Raw genomic sequence first — 20236 nt, 5'->3', positions numbered from 1 at the left:
GACCTACAGGTCGCGGTAGCGTTTTTCCTGCCGGGCGGTCCAGAAGACCGAAATCTCCCAGCCGTCCTCGACCATCTCTTCGGCCTCGATCACGCCCTCGTCATGCAGGAAGGCGCGCTTGCGGCCTTCGGCAAAACCAAGATGCAAGCGGCGCAGGGTCTTTTCCTCGTCAAAGGCCTGACTGACGGCGGCCAGCACCCCCTCGATCCCCTCGCCGGTCAGCGCCGAAACCGGAAACACCCCCGCCCGGTTCTCCGCCTGCTGCAGCAGCGCGGCGCGTTCCGAGCCTTCCACCTGATCCAGCTTGTTCCAGACCTCGAACATCGGCACGGCGGGGTTGACCTTGAGGCTGGTCAGGATCTCGGCGACGTCGGCGGCCTGTTCGGCGCTTTCGGGATGGCTGATGTCGCGGACATGCAGGATCAGATCGGCCTCCAGCACCTCTTCCAGCGTGGCGCGGAAGGCGGCGACCAGCTGCGTCGGCAAGTCCGAGATGAAGCCCACCGTGTCCGAGGCGATCACCTTGCGGCCCGGCCCGCCCTTGGCGTCGGGCAGCGTGACCCCGCGCATCGTCGGGTCAAGCGTGGCAAAGAGCATGTCTTTGGCCAGCACGTCGGCCCCGGTCATCCGGTTGAACAGCGTCGATTTGCCGGCGTTGGTATAGCCCACCAGCGCCACCACCGGAAACGGCACCTTGCGGCGCGCGGCGCGGTGCAGCTCGCGCGTTTTCACCACCTTGTCGAGCTGGCGCTTCAGCCGGATCACCTGATCGTCGATCGCCCGGCGATCGGCCTCGATCTGGGTCTCGCCCGGACCGCCGACAAAGCCGAAGCCGCCGCGCTGGCGTTCAAGGTGGGTCCAGGCCCGCACCAGCCGGGTGCGCTGATAGCTGAGCGCAGCCAGTTCCACCTGCAACACGCCTTCGCGGGTGCGGGCGCGGTCGGCGAAGATCTCAAGGATCAGCCCGGTGCGGTCCAGAAGCTTGACGCCCCATTCCTTTTCCAGATTGCGCTGCTGCACCGGCGAGACCGGGCCGTCGACCAGCACCAGATCGACCTCCAGCTCTTTCAGCCGGGCCGCCAGTTCGTCAACCTTGCCCGAGCCGAACAGCGTGCCGGGTTGCAGCTTCGGCAGGCGCACCACCTCGGCCCCGAGAACCTCAAGGTTGGGCAACGCCCCGGCAAGGCTGACCGCCTCGGCCAGCCCGTGTTCGGGCAGGCGGCGGCTGCGGGCAGATTTCAGATCGGGATGCAGCACATAGGCCCGCGTGGCGGGGCCGGCGGTGTCATGCGCCTCGGGCCCGCGGTCCTGAAACAGCGGGTCATCGTCAAATTCGTCGTCGTTCGGGTCGCCGATCAGTCTTCACCTTCATAAAGGCTGAGCGGTCCGCCCGGCATGATGGTCGAGATCGCGTGTTTGTAGACCAGTTGCGACTGTCCATCCCGGCGCAACAGCACGCAGAAATTGTCAAACCAGGTGATCATGCCCTGCAGCTTCACCCCGTTGATAAGGAAAATGGTGACCGGAACCTTGGACTTCCGCACCTGATTGAGAAAGGCATCCTGCAAATTCTGCTTATCGGCGGCCATTTTTTTGTCCTTGTTATCCGTCGCGCTTTCCGCATTCGCCATCGTTGACGGGCGAACGCCGCAAGTATCGCCCGACCGGCCCCGAGTTTCCAGAGGAAAATCCGCCACAGATCGGGTCACTTTCCGGCTTTTTCATTGGTTTTCGGCCAACTTGGGCGGCTGGTGTCCGGGCAGACCTGCCTTAGCCCCGCAGATTTTCCGGCAAGAGAATCGCCAGCACCGCCAGCGTTTCCAGCCGTCCCACCACCATCGCCAGCCCCAGAACCGCCTGCACCGGCCCCTCCTGCCCGGCAAAGCCCGCGGCAATGCCGCCCGACTGCGCGGCCAGCGGGCCGGTGGTGGTCAGCGCCGACAGAACCAGCACCAGCGCCTCGTCAAAGCCAAGGCCAAGGATCGTCAGCACTGCGGCAAACACCGCAATCGACAGGCCGAAGATCATGAAGAACACCCAGGCCATCGCCGCCCCCTGCAAGCCGGCGGCGCGGGAAATCCCCGCGCCCCCCCGGCTGCGCCCGACGGCGTTCGGGTGGATCACCCGGTCCAGTTCTTGCTCGCCATAGCGCAATAGCGCATGGACCCGCAAAAGCTTGACCCCTCCGGCGGTGCCCGCCACCCCGCCGCCGACGATCGCCAGCCCCCAGAGCACCACGTCGGGCGAGGCCATGCCGGACCAGTTCACCATCTCCTGCCAGCCCGAGCCGACAAAGCCGGTGGTGGTCAGGAAGGACAGGCAGGTGAAGAACAGCGCCCAGAGCGCGGCCAAGCCGTCTTGCAGCCCGAGCGATGCCGCCTGGCCGATGGCCCCGGCCAGCGCCACCAGAAACAGCCCCAGCGTCGCCAGCGCCACAAGCACCGCCGCCAGCCCAAGCTCGGGGTCGCGGCGCAGGCTGCCGGCGCTGCGCTGGCCCATGAGACGCAGCAGGGGGCGGCGGCTGAGGGCGAAGATCAGGAAGGCCGCCATGGCCAGTTCGGCCAGCCACCCGCCGTCCGCCATCGCCGTTCCGCCCTCGACCGGGCTGATCCCCGATGTCGACAGCACCGCCATGGCGTGACAAAGCGCGACAAAGCCATCCTCGCCGGCCGCGAACATCACGATCCAGAGGCTGAGCGTCAGCCCGGTATAGACCGGGAAGATCTGGGCGGCAAAGCGGGCCATGCGTTCGGAGGGGTCGGCAACGCGGGTGATCTGCTGGGTGGCGGGGCTGGCGCGGCCGGGGATGCGGCCCGTCTCCACTTCGACCCCGCCAAGGTTCAAGGGCATCAGCACCGAAAACACCATGACCAGCGCGAACAGCCCGCCGAGCCAGCCGACCAGCGCGCGCCAGAGCTGCACCGAGGGTTTCAACGGCCCCTCCAGCACCGGGGCGCCGGTGGTGGTGAAGGCCGAAAGCATCTCGAAGGTCGCCGCGCCGAACTCGGCCCCGCCGGCGCTGCGCTGGATCAGCGGCAGTGCCAGAACCGGCGGCAGGATCGCATAGGCCAACGCCAGCGACACCAGATGATTGCGCGCGACATTGCGCGGAACGGCATTGGCCCGGGCCAGGCCCAGCATCCCCGCCGCGACAAGCACCAGAAGCGCCATGTAGACAAAGGCCCGCGCCAGCGCGTGATCGCGCATGACGAAGGCATGGCCGGCCGGCAGGAACATCGCCAGCCCCGCCAGCCCCAAGAGCAGGACCAGCAGCGGCAATTGAAGCAGGCGGCGCAGCATCGGCCCCCTCCCTCAGAAGAACTCGACCGAGACCTGCAACAGGCGCTCGACCTCGGGCCGGTCGCCCGCCATGGTGAAGAGCGCGATGACATCGCCCGCCTCGATCCGCAGATCGCCGGTGGGTTTCATCACGGTGTCGCCCTTCATCACCGCGCCGACCAGCACGCCTTCGGGGAAATCGACATCGCGCACCAGCTTGCCGGCCAGCGGCGATGTGGCCAGAACCTGCGCCTCCACCAGTTCCGCCTCGGCATCGCCCAGCGAATAGACCGCCCGCACCTTGCCATGCCGGATATGGCGCAGGATCGACGACACCGTGGTGGCGCGCGGGTTGATATAGGCGTCGATGTCCAATGGCCCCATCAGGGGCGCCAGCGTCGGGTCATTGACCAGCGCAATCGCCATCGGGCAACCGGCCTGCTTGGCGCGCACAGCGGCCAGCAGGTTGGTCTTGTCGTCATCCGTGACCGCCAGCACCGCATCGGCGCGGTCAATGGCGGCTTCGGCCAGAAGATCCATGTCCAGACCGTCGCCGTTCAGCACGATGGTCCGGGTCAGCCCGTCGGCGGCGTTTTCCGCCCGGCTGCGGCTTTTCTCGATGATCTTGGCGCGAATGCGGTCGGTGCGCGCCTCCAGGGCGCGGGCGACTGCAAGGCCGACGTTGCCGCCGCCGATGATGACCACGCGCTCCTGCTTCTTGGTCCGCTTGCCAAAGACCTCGAGCGTGCGGTTCACGTCCTCGATATGGGTGAAGACATAGATCCGGTCGCCCGCCATCAGGATATCCATCGGCGAGGGGGCGAAGAGCTTGCCGGTCTCGCGCCGCACGCCGACAACAATGGCGCGCAGCGAGGAGAACAGTTCATTCAACTGCCTGAGCGGCGTCATCAGCACCGGGCAATCCTCGGTCAAGGCGATGCCCAGAAGCTGGGCGCGGCCGTTCATGAAGCTTTCGGTGTCAAAGGCGGCGGGCGCGGCAAGGCGCTGCAATGCCGCCTCGGCCACTTCGCGCTCGGGGCTGATGACCACATCGATCGGCAGGTGGTCGCGGCGGTAAAGGTCGGAATAGATGGCATCCAGATAGGACTGGCTGCGCAGGCGGGCGATCTTGCGCGGCACGGCAAAGATCGAATGCGCCACCTGGCAGGTGACCATGTTGACCTCGTCGGAATGCGTGGCGGCGATGATCATGTCGGCATCGCGTGCGCCCGCCCGCTCCAGCACGTCGGGGTAGCTGGCAAACCCTGCAACCCCCTGAACATCCAGCGTTTCAGAGGCCCGGCGGACCAGATCGGCGTTCATGTCGACCACTGTCACGTCGTTCTTTTCGCCCGACAGGTGGCGCGCGATCTGCCAGCCCACCTGCCCTGCGCCGCAAATGATGACTTTCATCGACAACTCCCGCCTGCGGTTGGTCTTGGCTTGGCACGGGCCGCGGCGGGGGTCAAGGTTCTGACGACAAGGCGCAGCCCCCCACCCCCGGCCCCTCTCCGCGAAGGGGGAGGGGAGGAGACAGTTCTGCATCCGGAGCGCCGGCGGAACGCTGCGCCTCCGGCGGGGATATTTGGGAACAGATGAAGGCGGATCCGGGCGGGCGCGCGCCGGCGCTATTCCTCGTCTTCCTCGCCGCCGTTGCCGTTCTTGTGGCCGCCGACCACGCCCAGCGACTTCAGCTTGCGGTGCAGCGCCGAGCGTTCCATGCCGACGAAGCCCGCGGTGCGGCTGATGTTGCCGCCAAAGCGGTTGATCTGGGTGATGAGGTATTCGCGTTCGAAGACCTCGCGCGCCTCGCGCAGCGGCAGCGTCGCCATGGCGCCGCCCAGCACCATGCGGCCGCCGGTATCCGCCCCGGTCTCCTGCCCCGGCAATTCGCGGGTTTCGATCGGGCCGGTGCCGTCGCCAAGGATCAGCACCCGTTCGATCACGTTGCGCAACTGCCGCACATTGCCCGGCCATTGCATGGTCTGCAGCATGGCCTCGGCCTCGCCCGTCAGGTCGCGCAGCGGCAGGCCCTGACTGCGGTGGAACATGTCGATGAAATGCGAGGTGAGTTCGGGAATGTCCTCGCGGCGCTCCTCAAGGCTGGGCACCGCAATCGGCACGACGTTCAGCCGGTCGAAAAGCTCTTGCCGGAAGCGCCCCGCGCCGATCTCGCGGCGCAGATCCTTGGTGGTCGAGGAGATCACCCGCAGGTCGACCCGCACCCTGTCATTGCCGCCGACCCGGGTGAACTGCTGTTCGGTCAGCACCCGCAGGATCTTCGACTGGGTGCCAAGCGGCATGTCGGCAACCTCGTCGAAATAGACGACGCCGCCATGGGCCTGTTCGAGAAGCCCCTTCTCGACGCCCCGGTCGGCGGTTTCGCGGCCGAACAGCACCTCTTCCATCCGCTCGGGCTCGATGGTGGCGGAGGAGACGGTGACAAAGGCGGCCCCCGCGCGGTTGGAGTGCTGGTGGATGAAGCGCGCGGCCATTTCCTTGCCAGAGCCGGCCGGCCCGGTCAGCATCACCCGGCCATTGGATTTCGTGACCTTTTCCAGATGCGATTTCAGCGTCTTGAAGGCAGCGGACGAGCCGAGCATGTCGGTCGAGGTCACATCGCGGCGGCGCAGGTCGGCGTTTTCGCGCCGCAAGCGGCTGGTTTCCATGGCGCGGCTGACAACCACCATCAGCTGGTCGATGTTGAAGGGCTTTTCGATGAAGTCATAGGCCCCCTGCTTGATCGCCGCGACCGCGATTTCAATGTTGCCATGACCCGAGATGATGACGATCGGAATGTCCGGATTGTCGCGCTTCACCGATTTCAGGATGTCGATGCCGTCCATCCGGCTGTCTTTCAGCCAGATATCAAGGATCATCAGCGCCGGCGGTTCGGCGTTGATCTCGGCCATGCATTCATCCGAGTTCGAGGCCAGCCGAACGGCAAAGCCCTCGTCCTTCAGGATGTCGCCGATCAGTTCGCGGATATCCTTTTCATCGTCGGTGATGAGAATGCTGGTCATTTATCCTCCTTGCCCGCCGGGGGCTGAATGCTTGGCGCGCCGGGCGCGAGGCGCGCGCGGCAGGCGGATCACCGCCATGGCGCCGTGATGGGAATTGCCGTCGAAGGTCGGGGCGTCTTCCAGCGACAGCGTGCCGCCGTGTTCCTCGATGATCTTCTTGACGATGGGCAGGCCAAGGCCAGTGCCCTTCTCGCGGGTGGTGACATAGGGTTCGAACAGCCGGGCGCGGTCGGGCGGCAGGCCGATGCCGTTATCCATGATGCGGATCAGCGCCTCTTGCCCGTCCACATCCATTTCGACGCGGATCTCGGGGACATAGCCGGAAGACGCACCGTTTTCCGTCATGGTTTCCGTGGCTTCCCCGGCGTTCTTGATGAGGTTTGTTAAGGCCTGCCCGATCATCGTGCCGTCGAATTCCAGCATTGCCGGGGCGGTGGGCAGCCGGCTTTGGAAGCGCACGCCAGGCTGGCCGTTTTCCTGCAGCATCACGGCGGCGCGCACCAGCGCCACCAGATCGCCCTCGCGGCGGTCGGGCTCGGGCATGCGGGCGAATTTCGAGAACTCGTCGACGATGCGGCGCAGGTCATTGGTCTGGCGCACGATGACGTCGGTATATTGCTCCAGATCCTCCGGCTCCTGCACCTGGGCGCGGAACTTGCGCTTGATGCGTTCGGCCGAAAGCTGGATCGGGGTCAGCGGGTTCTTGATCTCATGGGCGATGCGGCGGGCGACATCGCCCCAGGCGGCCATGCGCTGGGCGCTGACCAGCTCGGTGACATCGTCAAAGGCCACCACATAGCCCTCCAGCCGCCCGCCCTCGGTCGCCCGGCGCGAGACGCGGACGAGAAGGCTCTCCAGCTTGCCCTGCCGCGTCAGGCCGACTTCCTCTTGCACCGCGGCGCCGCCACCCTCTTGCAGGCGGGCAAGCAGCGGCGCGAACTCCGGCACCACAAGGCCAAGCGGCATGTCATGCGCACCGCCCGCCATGTCCAGCAGCCGCTCGGCGGCGCGGTTGGCGAAATCCACCCGGCCCTCGGCATCCAGGCCGATGACACCGGCGGTCACGTTGGTCAGCACCGAATCGAACAGCCGGCGGCGGTGTTCGGTCTGGCGGTGGCCTTCGACCAACTCTTCACGCTGCACTTTAAGTTGCTGCGTCATCTGGTTGAAAACACGGCCCAAGGTGGCAATCTCGTCATCGCCCTCCTCTTCGATCACCCGCACGTCGAGATCACCTTCCCCCACCCGCGCCGCGGCAGAGGCCAGACGCCCGACCGGCCGGCTGAGCCGCTCGGCGAACCACAACCCCAGCCAGATCGCCGCCAGCACAAGGATCAGCGCAAAGCCGAGGTACAGGAGGCCGAAGTTGAACAGCACCCGGCCGCGTTCGGATTCGAGTTGCTGGTACAGCGAGACAGTCTGCTTGGTTTCATCCAGGAGCGACAGCAATTGGCCGTCCACATCGCGGCTGACATAAAGATAGCGGTCCGGGAAGGCCTCCAGCCGGATCAGGGCGCGGAACTCGTCATTGGTCCAGTCCTCGATCACCACTGTCTCGCCGGCCTCGGCACGGGTCAGGTCTTCGGCAGAGGGTTCTTCGAAATCAAAGAGATAGCTGCGCTCGCCCCGGGTTTTCAGCACCCCCGCCCCGTCGGTCAGATAGACCTCGCGCAGCCCCCGCTGCACCGCCTGCTGGCCCTGGCTCAACACCTGCCGGATCTGGCCGTCATCCATGAAGAAGCGCGATTGCTTGGCGACGTTCAACAGCCCCGCCAAGGCCTGCGCGTCCTCGGTCAGCGCGTCGCGGTGTTCCTTTTCATAGGCCTCGGCGGCGGAAAGCGACGAGCCGACGACATTGCGGACCCGTTCGGAAAACCAGCCCTCAAGCCCGATGTTCAGGTTCAGCACTGCGAAGATGGCGACGAGAATGGTCGGCACCAGCGCGACAAAGGCGAACACCCCGGTCAGCCGCAGGTGCAGCCGCGAGCCGGCCGACTGGCTGCGGCGGTCGGCCACCATGCGGATCACCCGGCTGAGGATCAGCGCCGCAACCACCAGCACATAGACCAGATCGGCCAGCAGCACGACCCGCAGGAAGCGCGAACCGGCCCCGAGATCATAGGGGCCAAGCGCCAGAAAGGTCAGAACCGCCAGCAGCGGGCCCAGAAACACCAGCCCGAAGCTCAGCGCCCCCTGATAGGCCCGCGCCCGGCGCAGACGTGCCAGCCGGACCCAGGTTGCACTGCGATAGGAACTCGACGCCACGAACCGCTCCCCCCGAACGGGCGGCGTTCGTGCCATTCCCGCCACAGGCCTGTGACTGAATCACCTAAGGCAATCAGGTCACGCCGCCTGTGGCTGATTTACATCAACTTGCGCCGCCGTGTCACGCGGATATCAAGGTCGGTGATCTTTTTGCGCAAGGTATTGCGGTTGATGCCCAGAAGATCGGCACATTTTGCCTGATTGCCGCCGGTGGCATCCAGCGCAATCTCGATCAGCGGGATCTCCATTTCGCGCAAGACCCGGTCATAAACGCCGGGCGGCGGCAGTTGCCCGCCATGCAGATCGAAGTAGCGCTGCAGATGGCGGGCGATGGATTGCGACAGTTTTTCGCCGTCGAATCCGCCCTTCGGCGCCGCGCTGACCTGCGCCTGCCCCAGCGCGGCCTCGACCTCGGGCCGGGAAATCTCGGCTTCCGTCGACGTCACCACCAGACGGCGCAGGCTGTTTTCCAGCTGCCGCACGTTGCCGGGCCAGGCATGGGCGCGGACAAAGGCCTTGGCCTCCTGCGACAGCTGGCGCGGCGGCCCGCCGGTCTCGCGCTCGTAGCGCGCAAGGATATGTTCGGCCAGCAGCGGGATGTCGTCGACCCGTTCGCGCAGCGCCGGCACCGCCAGCGTCACCCCGGCCAGCCGGTAATAGAGATCCTTGCGGAAGCTGCCCGCCTCCATCCGCGCCGCCAGATCGGCCTGGCTGGTGGCCATGATGCGCGGGCCGTGATCGCCCATCACATCCAGCATCCGCACCAGCCGGGCCTGGGCGTCCTCGTCATAGTCGCTGACCTCGTCAAGCACCAGCGAGCCGCCTCTGGCCCGGGTCAGCAGCGTGGAAATCCCGTCCACCCCCGCCAGATCGGCGGCCTGCGCCACCACGAAAGGCTGGGCGCGGCGGTCGGAGAAATCGTGGATCGCGCGGGCGATCAGCGATTTGCCGGTGCCGGATTCGCCAGTGATGAGAACCGCCAGATCGACGTTCACCACCCGCGCCACCAGCCGGTAAAGCGCCTGCATCACCGGCGTCCGCCCCACCAGCGGCAGCTCCTCGGCCGGCTCGCGCGGCGGGCTGGCTTTCGGCGCCACCCGCTTGCGCTCCAGCGCCCGGGCCGAGCGTTTCATCAGGTCCGGCAGGTCGAAGGGTTTCGGCAGATAGTCGAAGGCCTCGGCCTCGGCGGCCTGAATCGCGGTCATGATGGTGTTTTGCGCCGAAATCACGATCACCGGCAGGCCGGGACGCAGGCGCGAGATCTGCGGCAGGGCCTGCAGCCCGTTGCCATCGGGCATGATGACGTCGGAAATCACCAGATCGCCCTTGCCCTCCTCGACCCAGCGCATCAGCGTCATCAGCGAGGACGTCGCATGCACCTTGCAGCCCGCGCGCGTCAGCGCCTGGGTCAGCACCGTGCGGATGGTGCGGTCGTCGTCGGCGACAAGAACGGTGCCGTCCATGGCTTAGTCCTTCTTTTCCTTGAGGGAATCCTTGGGCGCGACTGGAAGCGACACGCGAAAGACCGTGCGCCCCGGTGCGGATTCGACCGAAATCCAGCCGTCATGGTCGGAGATGATCTTGGAAATCAGCGCCAGACCCAGCCCGGTGCCGTTCTCGCGCCCCGAGACGAAGGGCTCGAAGATATCGGCGGCGATGTCGGGCGGAATGCCGGGGCCGTCATCCTGCACCTCGACCGTCAGCGGCAGCCGCGCCGAAGTGCCATCCTTGCGGCGGATGCGCAGCGACTGGTCGTAGAAGGTGCGCAACCGGATGGTGCCGGGGCCGCGCGCCGCTTCGGCCGCATTCTTGATGAGGTTGAGAAACACCTGCATCAGCTGGTCGCTGTCGGCATGGGTGGGCGGCAGCGAGGGGTCGTAATCCTCGACAATTTCCATATGCGCGGCAAAGCCCACCAATGCCGAACGCCGCGCCCGGTCCAGCGCGTCGTGCAGGTTGACGGCGCGGCGCTCGGGCGGGCGCAGGTTGCCGAACTGCTCGACCTGCTCCAAGAGCTTCACGATGCGGCGGGTTTCGGCGACGATCAGGTCAGTCAGCTCGCGGTCCTCGGGGCCGGCGTTCATCGAGATGAGCTGCGCCGCGCCGGAAATCCCCGCCAGCGGGTTCTTGATTTCGTGGGCCAGCATTTCCGCCATGCCGATCGCCGATTTCGCCGCCGATTTCACCTGCATGGCGCGGCCCAGACGGTCGGCCAGATCGCGCGGCGAGATCAGCATCAGGATGTAGTCGGTATTGTCGTGCATCGGCGCAAGCTGGATGTTGCATTGCACCGGCGGGCGCTCTCCGGTCGTCACGTCCACGTCATTGATGAAGATCGCCGCCTGATTGCCGCGCGCCCGCTCCATCGCGGTGTCCATCTCGGCGTCGATCGCCAGGCGGTCCAGCACCGGCTGGCCCTTCAGCGATTTCAGCGAGGCGTTGAGAAAGGTCTCGCCCGCCGGGTTGACCTCGGCAATCATCCCCGCCCGGTCGATCAGCAGCGCCGGGACCGGCAGGCTGGCCCAGATCACGCCCGGAACCGGGTATGGCGGGCGATAGGCGCTCATGCCGCTTGCCGTTCGGGGTTGGCCAGCGCCGCGCCGATCAGGCGCAGGACGCAGGCAGGATCGGTGGCAGTCAGCACTTCGGCCTTGCGGGCGCCGGCGCGATCGAGATACCAGCCCAGATGCTTGCGGGCGACCTTGACGCCCAAGGGCGTGCCGTAAAAGGCAAGCATATCCTCGTAATGTGCAGACATAAGATCGGCCAGCGCCGCGCCCTGCGGCACCTCGGGTTTTGGTCGTCCGTACAAGGCATGGGCAATCTCTCCCAAGGCCCAGGGTGCGCCCTCGGCCCCGCGCCCGACCATCACGCCATCGGCGCCCGAGCGGGCCAATGCCTGCGCGGCGCTGGCTGCGTCGATGATGTCGCCATTGACGATGACCGGGATCGCCACTGCCGCCTTGACCGCCGCAATGGCGGCCCAGTCCGCCTGCCCCTTGTAGAATTGCTGGCGGGTGCGACCGTGGATCGTGACCATCGCCACCCCGGCCCCTTCGGCGGCCTGCGCAATCGCCGGGGCGTTCAGGCTGGCGTGATCCCAGCCGAGCCGGGTTTTCAGCGTCACCGGCACCTTGACCGCGCCCACCACTGCCTCGATCAGCCTGAGCGCCAGATCGGGCTCCTTCATCAGCGCCGAGCCGCAGGCGCCATTGCCGCCCGCGGCGGTGACGCGCTTGGCCGGGCAGCCCATATTGATGTCGATCACCGCCGCGCCCTGCGCCTCCAGATAGCGCGCCGCCTCGGCCATCCACCATGGATCGCGCCCCGCAAGCTGCACTGCGGTTGCCGCCTGATCGAAGCCAAGCTCGGCCCGCGCCCGTGCCAGCGGCTGGGCGCGCATCATGTCCTCCGAGGCCACCATCTCCGACACCACCATGCCCGCCCCGAACCGCGCCACGAGGCGGCGGAACGGCAGGTCGGTGATCCCGGCCATCGGGGCCAGAATCACGGGCGGGTGCAGGGGAAGTGTCAGTCGGGCCATGGGGGTTCCTTTGCGGGCAGTCTGCGCCCGGGCAAGGGCAAGTGCCATCGCCGGACACGCCCCTTATGCCGGAAATCCGGGCAATGCACAAATTTTGGGCATCTCTGCGCAAGAACGCGCCAACTCACGAACCTCCGGGCGGCGGCACCGGCGATTTTCCATGCGGAAATCGCCCCGGAAATCGTGCGATTTCCGTGCCGCGCCGGGGCCTTGGCTTTGCCTTGGCGCGGACCATGGGCTAGACCCTGTTGAAAGGAGCCGTCATGTCCACAGCCGTCATCATCGTCGCCGCCGGGCGCGGCAGCCGCGCCGGGGGAGAGTTGCCGAAGCAATGGCAGACGCTTGCCGGGCGGCCTGTCCTTGGCCATACGCTTGCCGCCTTTGCCGGCATGGACCGGGTTGTGGTGATCCATCCCGACGACCGGGCGCGGGCCGAAGCCATTGCCGACGGGGCGCTGCTGGTGGAAGGCGGCGCCAGCCGCGACCAGTCGGTCAGGAACGCGCTTGAAGCGCTGGCGGGCCGCGGCATCGGCCGGGTGCTGATCCATGACGGCGCGCGCCCGCTGGTTTCGGCGGCGCTGATCGGCCGGGTTCTGGCGGCGCTGGAGGTCTCGGCCGCCGCCGCCCCGGCGCTTGCCGTCACCGATGCACTCTGGACGGGCGTACAAGGTCGGGTCAGCGGCACCCGTGACCGCAACGGGCTTTACCGGGCGCAGACCCCGCAGGGCTTTCACTTCGAGGCCATCCTTGCCGCCCATCGCGCCCATCCGGGCGGAGCGGCCGATGACGTGGAGGTGGCGCGCGCGGCGGGCCTTGACGTCACCATCGTCGAGGGCGAGGAAGACAATCTGAAACTGACCTTCCCCGCCGATTTTTGGCGCGCGGAAACCATCCTGAAGGGGCGCGGCATGGACATTCGCTTGGGCAACGGCTTTGACGTGCATGCCTTTTGCCCCGGCGATCACGTCTGGCTTTGCGGCGTCAGGGTGCCGCATTCCAAGGCGCTGCTCGGCCATTCCGACGCCGATGTCGGCATGCATGCCCTGACCGACGCGCTTTATGGCGCCTTGGCCGAAGGCGACATCGGCCGGCATTTCCCGCCGTCCGATCCGCAATGGAAGGGCGCCGAAAGCCATATCTTCCTGCGCCATGCCGCCGAACTGGCCCGGGCGCGTGGTTTCACGATTTCCAACTGCGACGTGACGCTGATCTGCGAACGGCCCAAGGTCGGGCCACATGCGGCGGCGATGCAGGCAGCACTGGCTGCGATCCTCGGGATCGAGGCTAGCCGCGTTTCGGTCAAGGCCACCACCTCCGAGCAACTGGGCTTCACCGGCCGCGAGGAAGGCATCGCGGCGATTGCCACCGCGACGCTGGTGCAGCTGTGATCGGCCTGATCGTCACCTTCTGCGGCGTCGGCAACCTGCGCCCGGCCCCCGGCACCTGGGGCTCGCTGGCGGCCATCGTGCTGGGGGTCGGGGCCTATCAGGCGGGCGCGGGCTGGCTGGTGCCGGTGGGTGCGGGGCTGGCGACGGTTCTGGGGTTCTGGGCGGTGCCGCGGGCGATTGCCGGACAGGAGAACTCTGACCCTTCCGAGATTGTCATCGACGAGGTGGCAGGCCAGCTTCTGGCGCTGTCCTTCACCGTCATTCCGCTGCTGCGCCACGGCGCCCCCGATCTGCTGCTGGGCGCCTGGCCGGCCTGGGTCATGCCCTTCCTGTTGTTCCGCCTGTTCGACATCCGCAAGCCCTGGCTTGTCGGCCGGGCCGACCGGCGCGGCGATGCGGCGGGGGTGATGCTGGATGATCTCTGGGCGGGGCTGTTCGCCGGCATTTCCTCGGTTATTCTGGCGGGGCTGTATCACGGAGTCCTCCAGCCATGGCTGAACGGCTGAACCCTGCCGACATCCTGCAGGCCGCCCGGGTCTGGGGCTGGCGCCTGACCACCGCCGAAAGCTGCACCGGCGGCATGGTCGCCGCGGCCTTGACCGACAGTGCCGGCGCCTCCGATGTCTTTGACCGCGGCTTTGTCACCTATTCCAACGCCGCCAAGGTCGAGATGCTGGGGGTCAGCCCGACGACGCTCGACACCCATGGCGCGGTTTCCGAAGAGGTGGCGCGCGAGATGGCGCGCGGGGCGCTGGCCCATGCCGATGCCTCGCTGGCGGTGGCGATCACCGGGATTGCCGGGCCGGGCGGGTCCGGGGTCAAGCCCGAGGGCCGGGTGTGTTTCGCCCTGGCGCAGGACGGGCACGCGCTCTGGTCCGAGACGGTGGAGTTCGGGGCCCTTGGCCGGGCCGCGGTGCGCAAGGCCGCCCGCGACCATGCGCTGGCGCTCTTGATGCGCGCCATGGTGCCATAGGTTTTTCGCCCGATTTCGGTCAAACACCCCCGGCAATCGCCCAAAATTGCGGCAGTTCATGAATTGCTGCAGTTTTTGGCGGCCGGATTGCACAATGACACTTTTCAAGGCGGGCCGGTGCCGCTTTTTCAGGCGCAACCTGCGCGCATCCTGTCTGAAAGGCCCGCCATGAACGCCGCCGACACCGCCTTCATCCTGATCGCCACCGCGCTTGTCCTTTTCATGTCCCTGCCGGGGCTGGCGCTGTTTTACGGCGGGCTGGTGCGGGCCAGAAACGTGCTGTCGGTCTTCATGCATTGCTTCGCCATCGCCGCGCTGATGAGCGTGTTGTGGCTGGTCTTCGGCTATTCCATCGCCTTCGGCGGGGAGGGCGCGCTCTGGGGCGGTTTCGGCAAGACGCTGCTTCTCGGCGTGACGGCGGACAGTCTGTCGGGCGCCCTGCCCGAGGTGCTGTTCTTCGCCTATCAGATGACCTTCGCCATCATCACCCCGGCGCTGATCGTCGGCGCCTATGTCGAGCGGGTGGGCTTCGGCTTCGTGCTCTTGTTCTCGGCGCTGTGGATGCTGGTCGTCTATGCCCCGGTCGCGCACTGGATCTGGGGTGGCGGCATGCTGGCCGATGGCGGCATCTTCGGGGAAACCGGGGTGCGCGATTTCGCCGGCGGCATCGTGGTGCATGAAACCGCCGGGCTGGCGGCGCTGCTGGTGGCCTGGGTGCTGGGTCCGCGCCGGCACAAGACCACCCCGCCGCACAATCCCGGCATGGTGATGATGGGGGCGGGCATGCTCTGGGTCGGCTGGTTCGGCTTCAACGGCGGCTCGGCGCTGGCGGCCAATGGTCAGGCGGCGATGGCGATCGCCGTCACGCATCTCTCCGCCGCCGCGGCGAGCCTTTCGTGGGCGGCATGGGAACGCATCAAGTTCGGCCGCGCCAGCCTTGTCGGCATCGTCACCGGCACCATTGCCGGGCTGGCCTCGATCACCCCGGCCTCGGGCTGGGTCGGCCCGGTCGAGGCGCTGGTGATCGGCGCCGTCGCCGGGGTGCTGTGTCAGGAGGCGGTGCTGCTGGTGAAGAACCGCATCCGGATCGACGACACGCTCGATGTCTTCGCCGTGCATGGCGTCGGCGGCATCTTCGGCACCCTCATGATCGCGGCCTTTGGCCACGGCACATGGGCGGCGCAGCTTGGCGGGCTGGCGGTGGTGGGGCTCTGGACGGTCGCGGCGAGCCTTGCCCTCATCAAGCTGTGCGCGCTGGTCACGCCGATCCGGGTCGATGTCGAATCCGAGGTGAACGGGCTGGATCTGTCGTCGCATGGCGAGCGGGCTTACGATCTGAATTCCTGATCGCCCCTCGTCGTCGGTTTTCAACCGCTCGTCGGGTCAGCCCGGCGATGAGCGGTCGAAGACCGACGAAGAGCCTCAGCGGTAAAGCGCCTCGGCCCGCGCCTCGAAGGCCCGCACCACGCGGGCCATCGCCTCGTGAAACACAAGGCCAATGATCCCGGCCAGAATCGCGTTCTTGAATTCGAAATCCACCTCGAAGGCCACCTCGCAGCCGCCCTCGGGCCGGTCGGCAAAGCTCCAGACCGATTTCAGATGCTTGAACGGGCCGTCGATATATTCGGTCAGGATCCGGCTTTCGTCCCGGAGCAGTGTCACCCGGCTGCCGAACCTTTCGCGGAACACCTTGAAGGAAATCACCAGATCCGCGAGCATTTCCTCGCCCCCCGGCACCGGCCGGACCGAGCGCACGCGCGCCGCCGCCGTCCAGGGCAGGAATTCGGGATAACGGGCGACATCGGCCACCAGATCGAACATCTGCCGCGCCTGATAGGGCAGCACCTTGGTTTCACTGTGATGCGACATCGAATTCCTTCAGGCGTGACTTCTGGCGGCGATTTGGTCTAGGAAGGGGGGCAAAATCAAGAGGCCCGCATGCCACACCGCCCCTATGTGATCGACCAGATGATTTCCGCCAAGGCCATTGCCGCGCGGGTTGAATCGCTGGCCGCCGAAATCACCGCCTTTTACAAGGATTGCGACAAGCTGGTGGTGGTGGGGCTGCTACGCGGCTCCTTCGTGTTCATCGCCGATCTGGTGCGCGAGATCAACCTGCCGGTGCAGGTGGATTTCCTTGAGGCCTCCTCTTACGGCGATGCCATGCATTCCTCGCGCGAAGTGCGCATCCTGAAGGACCTGCGCGACGAGATTGCCGGCCAGGATGTGCTGGTGGTCGAAGATATCGTCGACACCGGCTTCACGCTCTCCCATGTCAAGCGCCTGCTTCTGTCGCGCGAACCGCGGCGGCTGGAGGTTTGCGCGCTGCTCGACAAACCCTCACGGCGCGAGGTGGACATCAGGGCAACCTGGACCGGGTTCGAGATTCCCGACGAATTCGTTGTCGGGTATGGCATTGATTTTGCGCAGAGAAACCGCAACCTGCCCTATATCGGCAAGGTGCGCTTCACCGATCCGGCATGAACTTCATCTGGCTGATGCGGATGTCGAGATGGGCGCGCAAGCCGCCGTCGATGGGCCGTGTCAAATTCGTGCTGGCCATCGTGGCAGTCTGCTTTGCGCTCTGGGGGATCGAACGGGTCTGGGGCTGGCCCGAGGCCCTGACGGTCAACGGCAAGTTGCGGCCCTAGGCCGGTCATGCCGGCAGGAACCGCTTTGCGCCGGGCCGCAATCCTGTAAGCTGCCCCTGGCCCAAGTCCGGACAATCCAAAGAGGCCCCCATGCCGCGCCGCGCCCGCTTTGCCGCCCTTGGTCTGGCCTTTCTGGGTTTTGCCGCCTTCCTGCTTGTCACCCAGCCGCGCCCGTCGAGCACCGAAGACCTGCAGGGCATCGCCGCCGATGCGGCGCGCGGCGAGCGGGTGTTCACCGCCGCCGGCTGCGCCTCTTGCCACATGGCGCCGGGGGCCACGGGCGCGGCGCAGCGGGTGCTGGCGGGCGGCATGGCGCTGGCCTCGCCCTTCGGCACCTTCTTTGCCCCGAACATCTCGCCCGATCCGGCGGCCGGGATCGGCGGCTGGTCGCTCGAGCAATTCGCCACCGCCCTGCGCGACGGCATTTCTCCCGAGGGCCAGCATTATTACCCCGCCCTGCCGTGGAACGCCTATAACAAGATGACCGGGCAGGATCTGGCCGACCTCTGGGCCTACATGCAGACCCTGCCGCCCTCGGCCGAACCGTCAAGGCCGCATGAGGTGGGCTTTCCCTTCAACATCCGTCGCGCACTTGGCGGCTGGAAGCTCCTGTTCCAGAACCGCGGCTGGCAGATGGCCGAGGTGCCGACGCCCGAGCTGGAGCGCGGCCGCTATCTGGTCGAGGCGCTGGGACATTGCGCCGAATGCCACACGCCGCGCAACATGCTTGGTGGGCTGGACCGCAGCCGCTGGCTGGCCGGGGCGCCCGCGCCCGATGGCAAGGGCAGAATCCCGAATCTCACTCCCGGAAAGCTGACCTGGAGCGAGGCGGAGATCTTTGCCTATCTGACCACCGGCTTCACGCCCGAGTTTGACAGTGTCGGGGGCCATATGGCCTATGTGGTGGACAACATGGCCAGATTGCCCGAGGCAGATGTCCGCGCGGTCGTGGCCTATCTCAAGGCGGTTCCGCCGGTGCAATGAGGGGCAAGCGATGATCCTGATCGGCCAATATGACAGCCCCTTCGTCCGCCGCGTCGGCATTGCGCTGACCCTTTACGGGATGGCCTTCGAACATCGGCCCTGGTCGGTCTTTGGCGAGGGCGAAAAGGTGCGGGCGGTGAACCCGCTGATGCGGGTGCCGGTTCTGGTGCTGGACGACGGCACGGCGCTGGTCGAAAGCCACATGATGCTGGATTATCTGGACAATCTGGTGGACGCGCCGCTGTTTCCGCGCACCGAACCCGACCGCCACCGCGCCCTGCGCATCGCCGCGCTGGCCACGGGTCTGGCGGAAAAGGCGGTGAGCCTGTTCTACGAACGCCGCCTGCATCCCGTGGCCAGCTCGGTCTGGGAGGCGCGCTGCCGGGTGCAGATCGGCTCGGTGCTGGAGGTGCTGGAGGCCGAACGCCCCGACAGCCCCTGGTGGTTTGGCGCGACGCTGGGCCATGCCGACATCGCATTGGCCTGCGCGCTCGGGTTTGCGACCGAGGCGCTGCCCGGGCTGATCGACATGACCGATCACCCGCGCCTTGCCGCGCATGCCGACCGGGCGGAGGCGCTGGACGTGTTCCAGCGCATCCGCCAGCCCTTTGCCGCCCCGGCCTGACCTCAGATCAGCAGGATGTCCAGCCGGGTGAATACGGCCGTGTCCTGAAGGTCGGCCACCAGCACTGCCGCCTCTGCCCCGCTGCCATCGGCATCGAACCACAGCGTCTTGTCGCCGGTGCGCAGGATGAAGCGGTCATCGGCGTCCTGCGCCACGTTGTCGGCGCGGGCGCGATACATCGTCGACAGGACTTCGCCACCGCCAAAACCACCGCCGAACCCGGCGGTGTCGATCACGATCCGGTCGTCGTTGCCGATCCCGGCGCCGAAATCGCTGATCTTGTCGCCGGTCTCGGCAAGGCTGTTGAACCGGAACTGATCGTTGCCAAGCCCGCCCGAGAGCACATCCGCCCCGGCATTGCCGATCAGCGTGTCATTGCCTGCGCCGCCTTGCAGGGTGTCGACGCCACCGCCACCACTGAGGCGGTTCGCCGCCCCGTCGCCGGTGATCCGGTCGGCATAGCCCGAGCCGTTGACATGTTCGAAGCCGGAATAGCTGTCGCCCGCCGCAGCGCCAGCATTTTCGACCGAGCCATCCAGCGCCACCGTCACCGCCGGGCCGGGCCGGAAGCCGAGCGTGTCGCCCGTACCGTCGCCACCGTCGAAGACCTCGTCCATCCCGGCGTTGCCGCGCAGCGTGTCATCGCCCGCGCCGCCCGCGACGGTGCCGGTCACGATGCTCCAGCGCCCGTCAAAGGTGTCATTGCCGGCATCGAGATGAACATTGCCCTCGATCCGCCCCCAGCGGGTGTCCAGAAGATCCGCGCCCTCGCCCAGCCAGACCTCGCCCCAGATCGCCCCGCGGTTGACCAGCGTGTCGGCGCCCGCGCCGCATTGGATCGCGGTAAGGCCCCGGATCTCGCCGGTATTCTCGATGCGGACCTCGTTGGTCAGGCCGGAAATCCCGGTCACCGCGCTCGAGATGGTTCCGCTGTTGAAAATCGCCCCCTCGTGGCCGGTATCCAGCGTGACCGCGGCGACACCGCCTAGAATTATCCCGCTGTTGGTCAGCGTGATCTGGGAGTGGACCGTACTATCGGTCATGCCGCTGAAATAGACGCCATAGCTGTGCGACTGGATCAGGCCAAGGTTGTCAATCCGGGAGGCCCCGTTTGCGGCCAGCATTGCCACCGCGGAGCCACCGCTGACCGAGCTGGAGATCAGCGCCCCCTCGGCCCCCACCACAAGCTGCAGATTGATGGCCTGTGACAGCACCGCCAGACTGTTGGTCGTCAGAACCTGCCCCATGACCGTCAGGAGTGCCGAGCCGTCGCCGTTGGTCCCGGTCACCGCGACGCCGGCCATCCCGTCCGTCGCGATCAGCCCGTCGGCCCCGACAATGCCGACGTCCCCCAGCCCAAGTGTCTGTCCGACCGACGTGGTTCCGGAGACAACAAAATTTGCCATGATACCCCCCGTCCGTTGTGCGGGACTGACATCAGGCCCGCAGCCTGCCGGAGCCGTCCGGCAGATCTCAGGGCGCCGGCTTTGCAAAAGCCGGGCCT

19 protein-coding genes are annotated in these 20236 nt (G+C 66.8%); 8 read left to right on the top strand and 11 right to left on the bottom strand.

Going from position 1 to position 20236, the window contains the following annotated elements; all coding sequences use genetic code 11:
- Positions 1-3: 3 nt before the first annotated feature.
- From hflX to dusB, 9 genes are all read right to left on the bottom strand, one after another.
- A complete protein-coding gene (hflX, locus tag G4Z14_RS01285; RefSeq protein ID WP_227751502.1) occupies positions 4-1317 on the bottom strand; it encodes a GTPase HflX in 1314 nt (437 codons plus the stop codon).
- Positions 1318-1355: 38 nt separating this feature from the next.
- The gene (gene hfq, locus G4Z14_RS01280) at positions 1356-1589 is read right to left on the bottom strand and encodes an RNA chaperone Hfq (protein WP_164623486.1); all 234 of its coding nucleotides are present in this window, start codon (positions 1587-1589) and stop codon (positions 1356-1358) included.
- 181 nt (positions 1590-1770) lie between these two features.
- Positions 1771-3300 (bottom strand): potassium transporter TrkG, encoded by a 1530-nt coding sequence (locus tag G4Z14_RS01275; protein WP_227751459.1) that lies wholly within the window; start codon positions 3298-3300, stop codon positions 1771-1773.
- Positions 3301-3312: 12 nt separating this feature from the next.
- A complete protein-coding gene (trkA, locus tag G4Z14_RS01270; protein ID WP_164622944.1) occupies positions 3313-4692 on the bottom strand; it encodes a Trk system potassium transporter TrkA in 1380 nt (459 codons plus the stop codon).
- A gap of 215 nt (positions 4693-4907) precedes the next feature.
- Positions 4908-6302: a nitrogen assimilation response regulator NtrX gene (gene ntrX / locus G4Z14_RS01265; RefSeq protein ID WP_164622943.1), complete on the bottom strand. Its 1395-nt coding sequence runs from the start codon at positions 6300-6302 to the stop codon at positions 4908-4910.
- Positions 6303-8567 (bottom strand): sensor histidine kinase NtrY-like, encoded by a 2265-nt coding sequence (locus G4Z14_RS01260; protein WP_407703775.1) that lies wholly within the window; start codon positions 8565-8567, stop codon positions 6303-6305.
- A 98-nt stretch (positions 8568-8665) separates the two neighbouring features.
- On the bottom strand, positions 8666-10030 hold the full coding sequence (locus G4Z14_RS01255) for a response regulator (RefSeq protein WP_164622941.1): 1365 nt from the start codon (positions 10028-10030) through the stop codon (positions 8666-8668).
- A 3-nt stretch (positions 10031-10033) separates the two neighbouring features.
- Positions 10034-11134 (bottom strand): two-component system sensor histidine kinase NtrB, encoded by a 1101-nt coding sequence (locus G4Z14_RS01250; RefSeq protein WP_164622940.1) that lies wholly within the window; start codon positions 11132-11134, stop codon positions 10034-10036.
- Positions 11131-12111, bottom strand: coding sequence for a tRNA dihydrouridine synthase DusB (gene dusB / locus G4Z14_RS01245; RefSeq protein WP_227751458.1), 981 nt, complete (start codon positions 12109-12111; stop codon positions 11131-11133). The genes G4Z14_RS01250 and dusB overlap by 4 nt, the downstream gene beginning before the upstream one ends.
- A 263-nt stretch (positions 12112-12374) precedes the next feature.
- On the opposite strand from dusB, the gene G4Z14_RS01240 reads away from it, so the two are divergent.
- The 4 genes from G4Z14_RS01240 (at position 12375) to G4Z14_RS01225 (ending at position 15819) form a co-directional block, all read left to right on the top strand.
- The gene (locus tag G4Z14_RS01240) at positions 12375-13499 is read left to right on the top strand and encodes a bifunctional 2-C-methyl-D-erythritol 4-phosphate cytidylyltransferase/2-C-methyl-D-erythritol 2,4-cyclodiphosphate synthase (protein ID WP_164622938.1); all 1125 of its coding nucleotides are present in this window, start codon (positions 12375-12377) and stop codon (positions 13497-13499) included.
- A complete protein-coding gene (locus G4Z14_RS01235) occupies positions 13499-14005 on the top strand; it encodes a phosphatidylglycerophosphatase A family protein (protein ID WP_407703789.1) in 507 nt (168 codons plus the stop codon). The genes G4Z14_RS01240 and G4Z14_RS01235 overlap by 1 nt, the downstream gene beginning before the upstream one ends.
- Complete coding sequence (locus tag G4Z14_RS01230; protein ID WP_407703774.1) at positions 13990-14472, top strand: CinA family protein; 483 nt, start codon at positions 13990-13992, stop codon at positions 14470-14472. The genes G4Z14_RS01235 and G4Z14_RS01230 overlap by 16 nt, the downstream gene beginning before the upstream one ends.
- Positions 14473-14640: 168 nt before the next feature.
- Positions 14641-15819, top strand: coding sequence for an ammonium transporter (locus tag G4Z14_RS01225; RefSeq protein WP_164622936.1), 1179 nt, complete (start codon positions 14641-14643; stop codon positions 15817-15819).
- 75 nt (positions 15820-15894) lie between these two features.
- On the opposite strand, the gene G4Z14_RS01220 is transcribed toward G4Z14_RS01225, so the two are convergent.
- Positions 15895-16341 carry a type II toxin-antitoxin system RatA family toxin gene (locus G4Z14_RS01220; RefSeq protein WP_164622935.1) on the bottom strand — a complete coding sequence of 149 codons (447 nt, stop codon included), beginning with the start codon at positions 16339-16341 and terminating at the stop codon, positions 15895-15897.
- A 69-nt stretch (positions 16342-16410) separates the two neighbouring features.
- Here G4Z14_RS01220 and hpt point away from each other — a divergent pair, with 69 nt between their 5' ends.
- The 4 genes from hpt (at position 16411) to G4Z14_RS01200 (ending at position 18732) form a co-directional block, all read left to right on the top strand.
- A complete protein-coding gene (gene hpt / locus G4Z14_RS01215) occupies positions 16411-16956 on the top strand; it encodes a hypoxanthine phosphoribosyltransferase (protein ID WP_164622934.1) in 546 nt (181 codons plus the stop codon).
- On the top strand, positions 16953-17123 hold the full coding sequence (locus G4Z14_RS01210; protein ID WP_164622933.1) for a hypothetical protein: 171 nt from the start codon (positions 16953-16955) through the stop codon (positions 17121-17123). Before hpt ends, G4Z14_RS01210 begins: the two co-directional genes overlap by 4 nt.
- 90 nt (positions 17124-17213) lie before the next feature.
- Entirely contained in the window at positions 17214-18107 is an 894-nt protein-coding gene (locus tag G4Z14_RS01205) for a c-type cytochrome (RefSeq protein WP_164622932.1), read from the top strand.
- Between the two features lie 10 nt (positions 18108-18117).
- Positions 18118-18732 carry a glutathione S-transferase family protein gene (locus tag G4Z14_RS01200; protein WP_164622931.1) on the top strand — a complete coding sequence of 205 codons (615 nt, stop codon included), beginning with the start codon at positions 18118-18120 and terminating at the stop codon, positions 18730-18732.
- Between the two features lie 2 nt (positions 18733-18734).
- Here the strand turns inward: G4Z14_RS01200 and G4Z14_RS01195 are convergent, their stop codons facing one another.
- On the bottom strand, positions 18735-20138 hold the full coding sequence (locus G4Z14_RS01195) for a calcium-binding protein (protein ID WP_164622930.1): 1404 nt from the start codon (positions 20136-20138) through the stop codon (positions 18735-18737).
- Between the last annotated feature and the right edge of the window lie 98 nt (positions 20139-20236).

Origin of the sequence: Tabrizicola oligotrophica (genome assembly GCF_011008935.1) — a bacterium.
Lineage (GTDB): Bacteria > Pseudomonadota > Alphaproteobacteria > Rhodobacterales > Rhodobacteraceae > Tabrizicola_A > Tabrizicola_A oligotrophica.
This window is presented reverse-complemented; position numbering and strand designations above follow the sequence as displayed.

Coding starts and splice junctions, on each gene's coding strand:
- hfq (WP_164623486.1), bottom strand. CDS start 1,589: ATGGCCGCCGATAAGCAGAATTTGCAGGATGCCTTTCTCAATCAGGTG.
- G4Z14_RS01275 (WP_227751459.1), bottom strand. CDS start 3,300: ATGCTGCGCCGCCTGCTTCAATTGCCGCTGCTGGTCCTGCTCTTGGGG.
- trkA (WP_164622944.1), bottom strand. CDS start 4,692: ATGAAAGTCATCATTTGCGGCGCAGGGCAGGTGGGCTGGCAGATCGCG.
- ntrX (WP_164622943.1), bottom strand. CDS start 6,302: ATGACCAGCATTCTCATCACCGACGATGAAAAGGATATCCGCGAACTG.
- G4Z14_RS01255 (WP_164622941.1), bottom strand. CDS start 10,030: ATGGACGGCACCGTTCTTGTCGCCGACGACGACCGCACCATCCGCACG.
- G4Z14_RS01250 (WP_164622940.1), bottom strand. CDS start 11,134: ATGAGCGCCTATCGCCCGCCATACCCGGTTCCGGGCGTGATCTGGGCC.
- dusB (WP_227751458.1), bottom strand. CDS start 12,111: ATGGCCCGACTGACACTTCCCCTGCACCCGCCCGTGATTCTGGCCCCG.
- G4Z14_RS01240 (WP_164622938.1), top strand. CDS start 12,375: ATGTCCACAGCCGTCATCATCGTCGCCGCCGGGCGCGGCAGCCGCGCC.
- G4Z14_RS01230 (WP_407703774.1), top strand. CDS start 13,990: ATGGCTGAACGGCTGAACCCTGCCGACATCCTGCAGGCCGCCCGGGTC.
- G4Z14_RS01225 (WP_164622936.1), top strand. CDS start 14,641: ATGAACGCCGCCGACACCGCCTTCATCCTGATCGCCACCGCGCTTGTC.
- G4Z14_RS01220 (WP_164622935.1), bottom strand. CDS start 16,341: ATGTCGCATCACAGTGAAACCAAGGTGCTGCCCTATCAGGCGCGGCAG.
- hpt (WP_164622934.1), top strand. CDS start 16,411: ATGCCACACCGCCCCTATGTGATCGACCAGATGATTTCCGCCAAGGCC.
- G4Z14_RS01210 (WP_164622933.1), top strand. CDS start 16,953: ATGAACTTCATCTGGCTGATGCGGATGTCGAGATGGGCGCGCAAGCCG.
- G4Z14_RS01205 (WP_164622932.1), top strand. CDS start 17,214: ATGCCGCGCCGCGCCCGCTTTGCCGCCCTTGGTCTGGCCTTTCTGGGT.
- G4Z14_RS01200 (WP_164622931.1), top strand. CDS start 18,118: ATGATCCTGATCGGCCAATATGACAGCCCCTTCGTCCGCCGCGTCGGC.
- G4Z14_RS01195 (WP_164622930.1), bottom strand. CDS start 20,138: ATGGCAAATTTTGTTGTCTCCGGAACCACGTCGGTCGGACAGACACTT.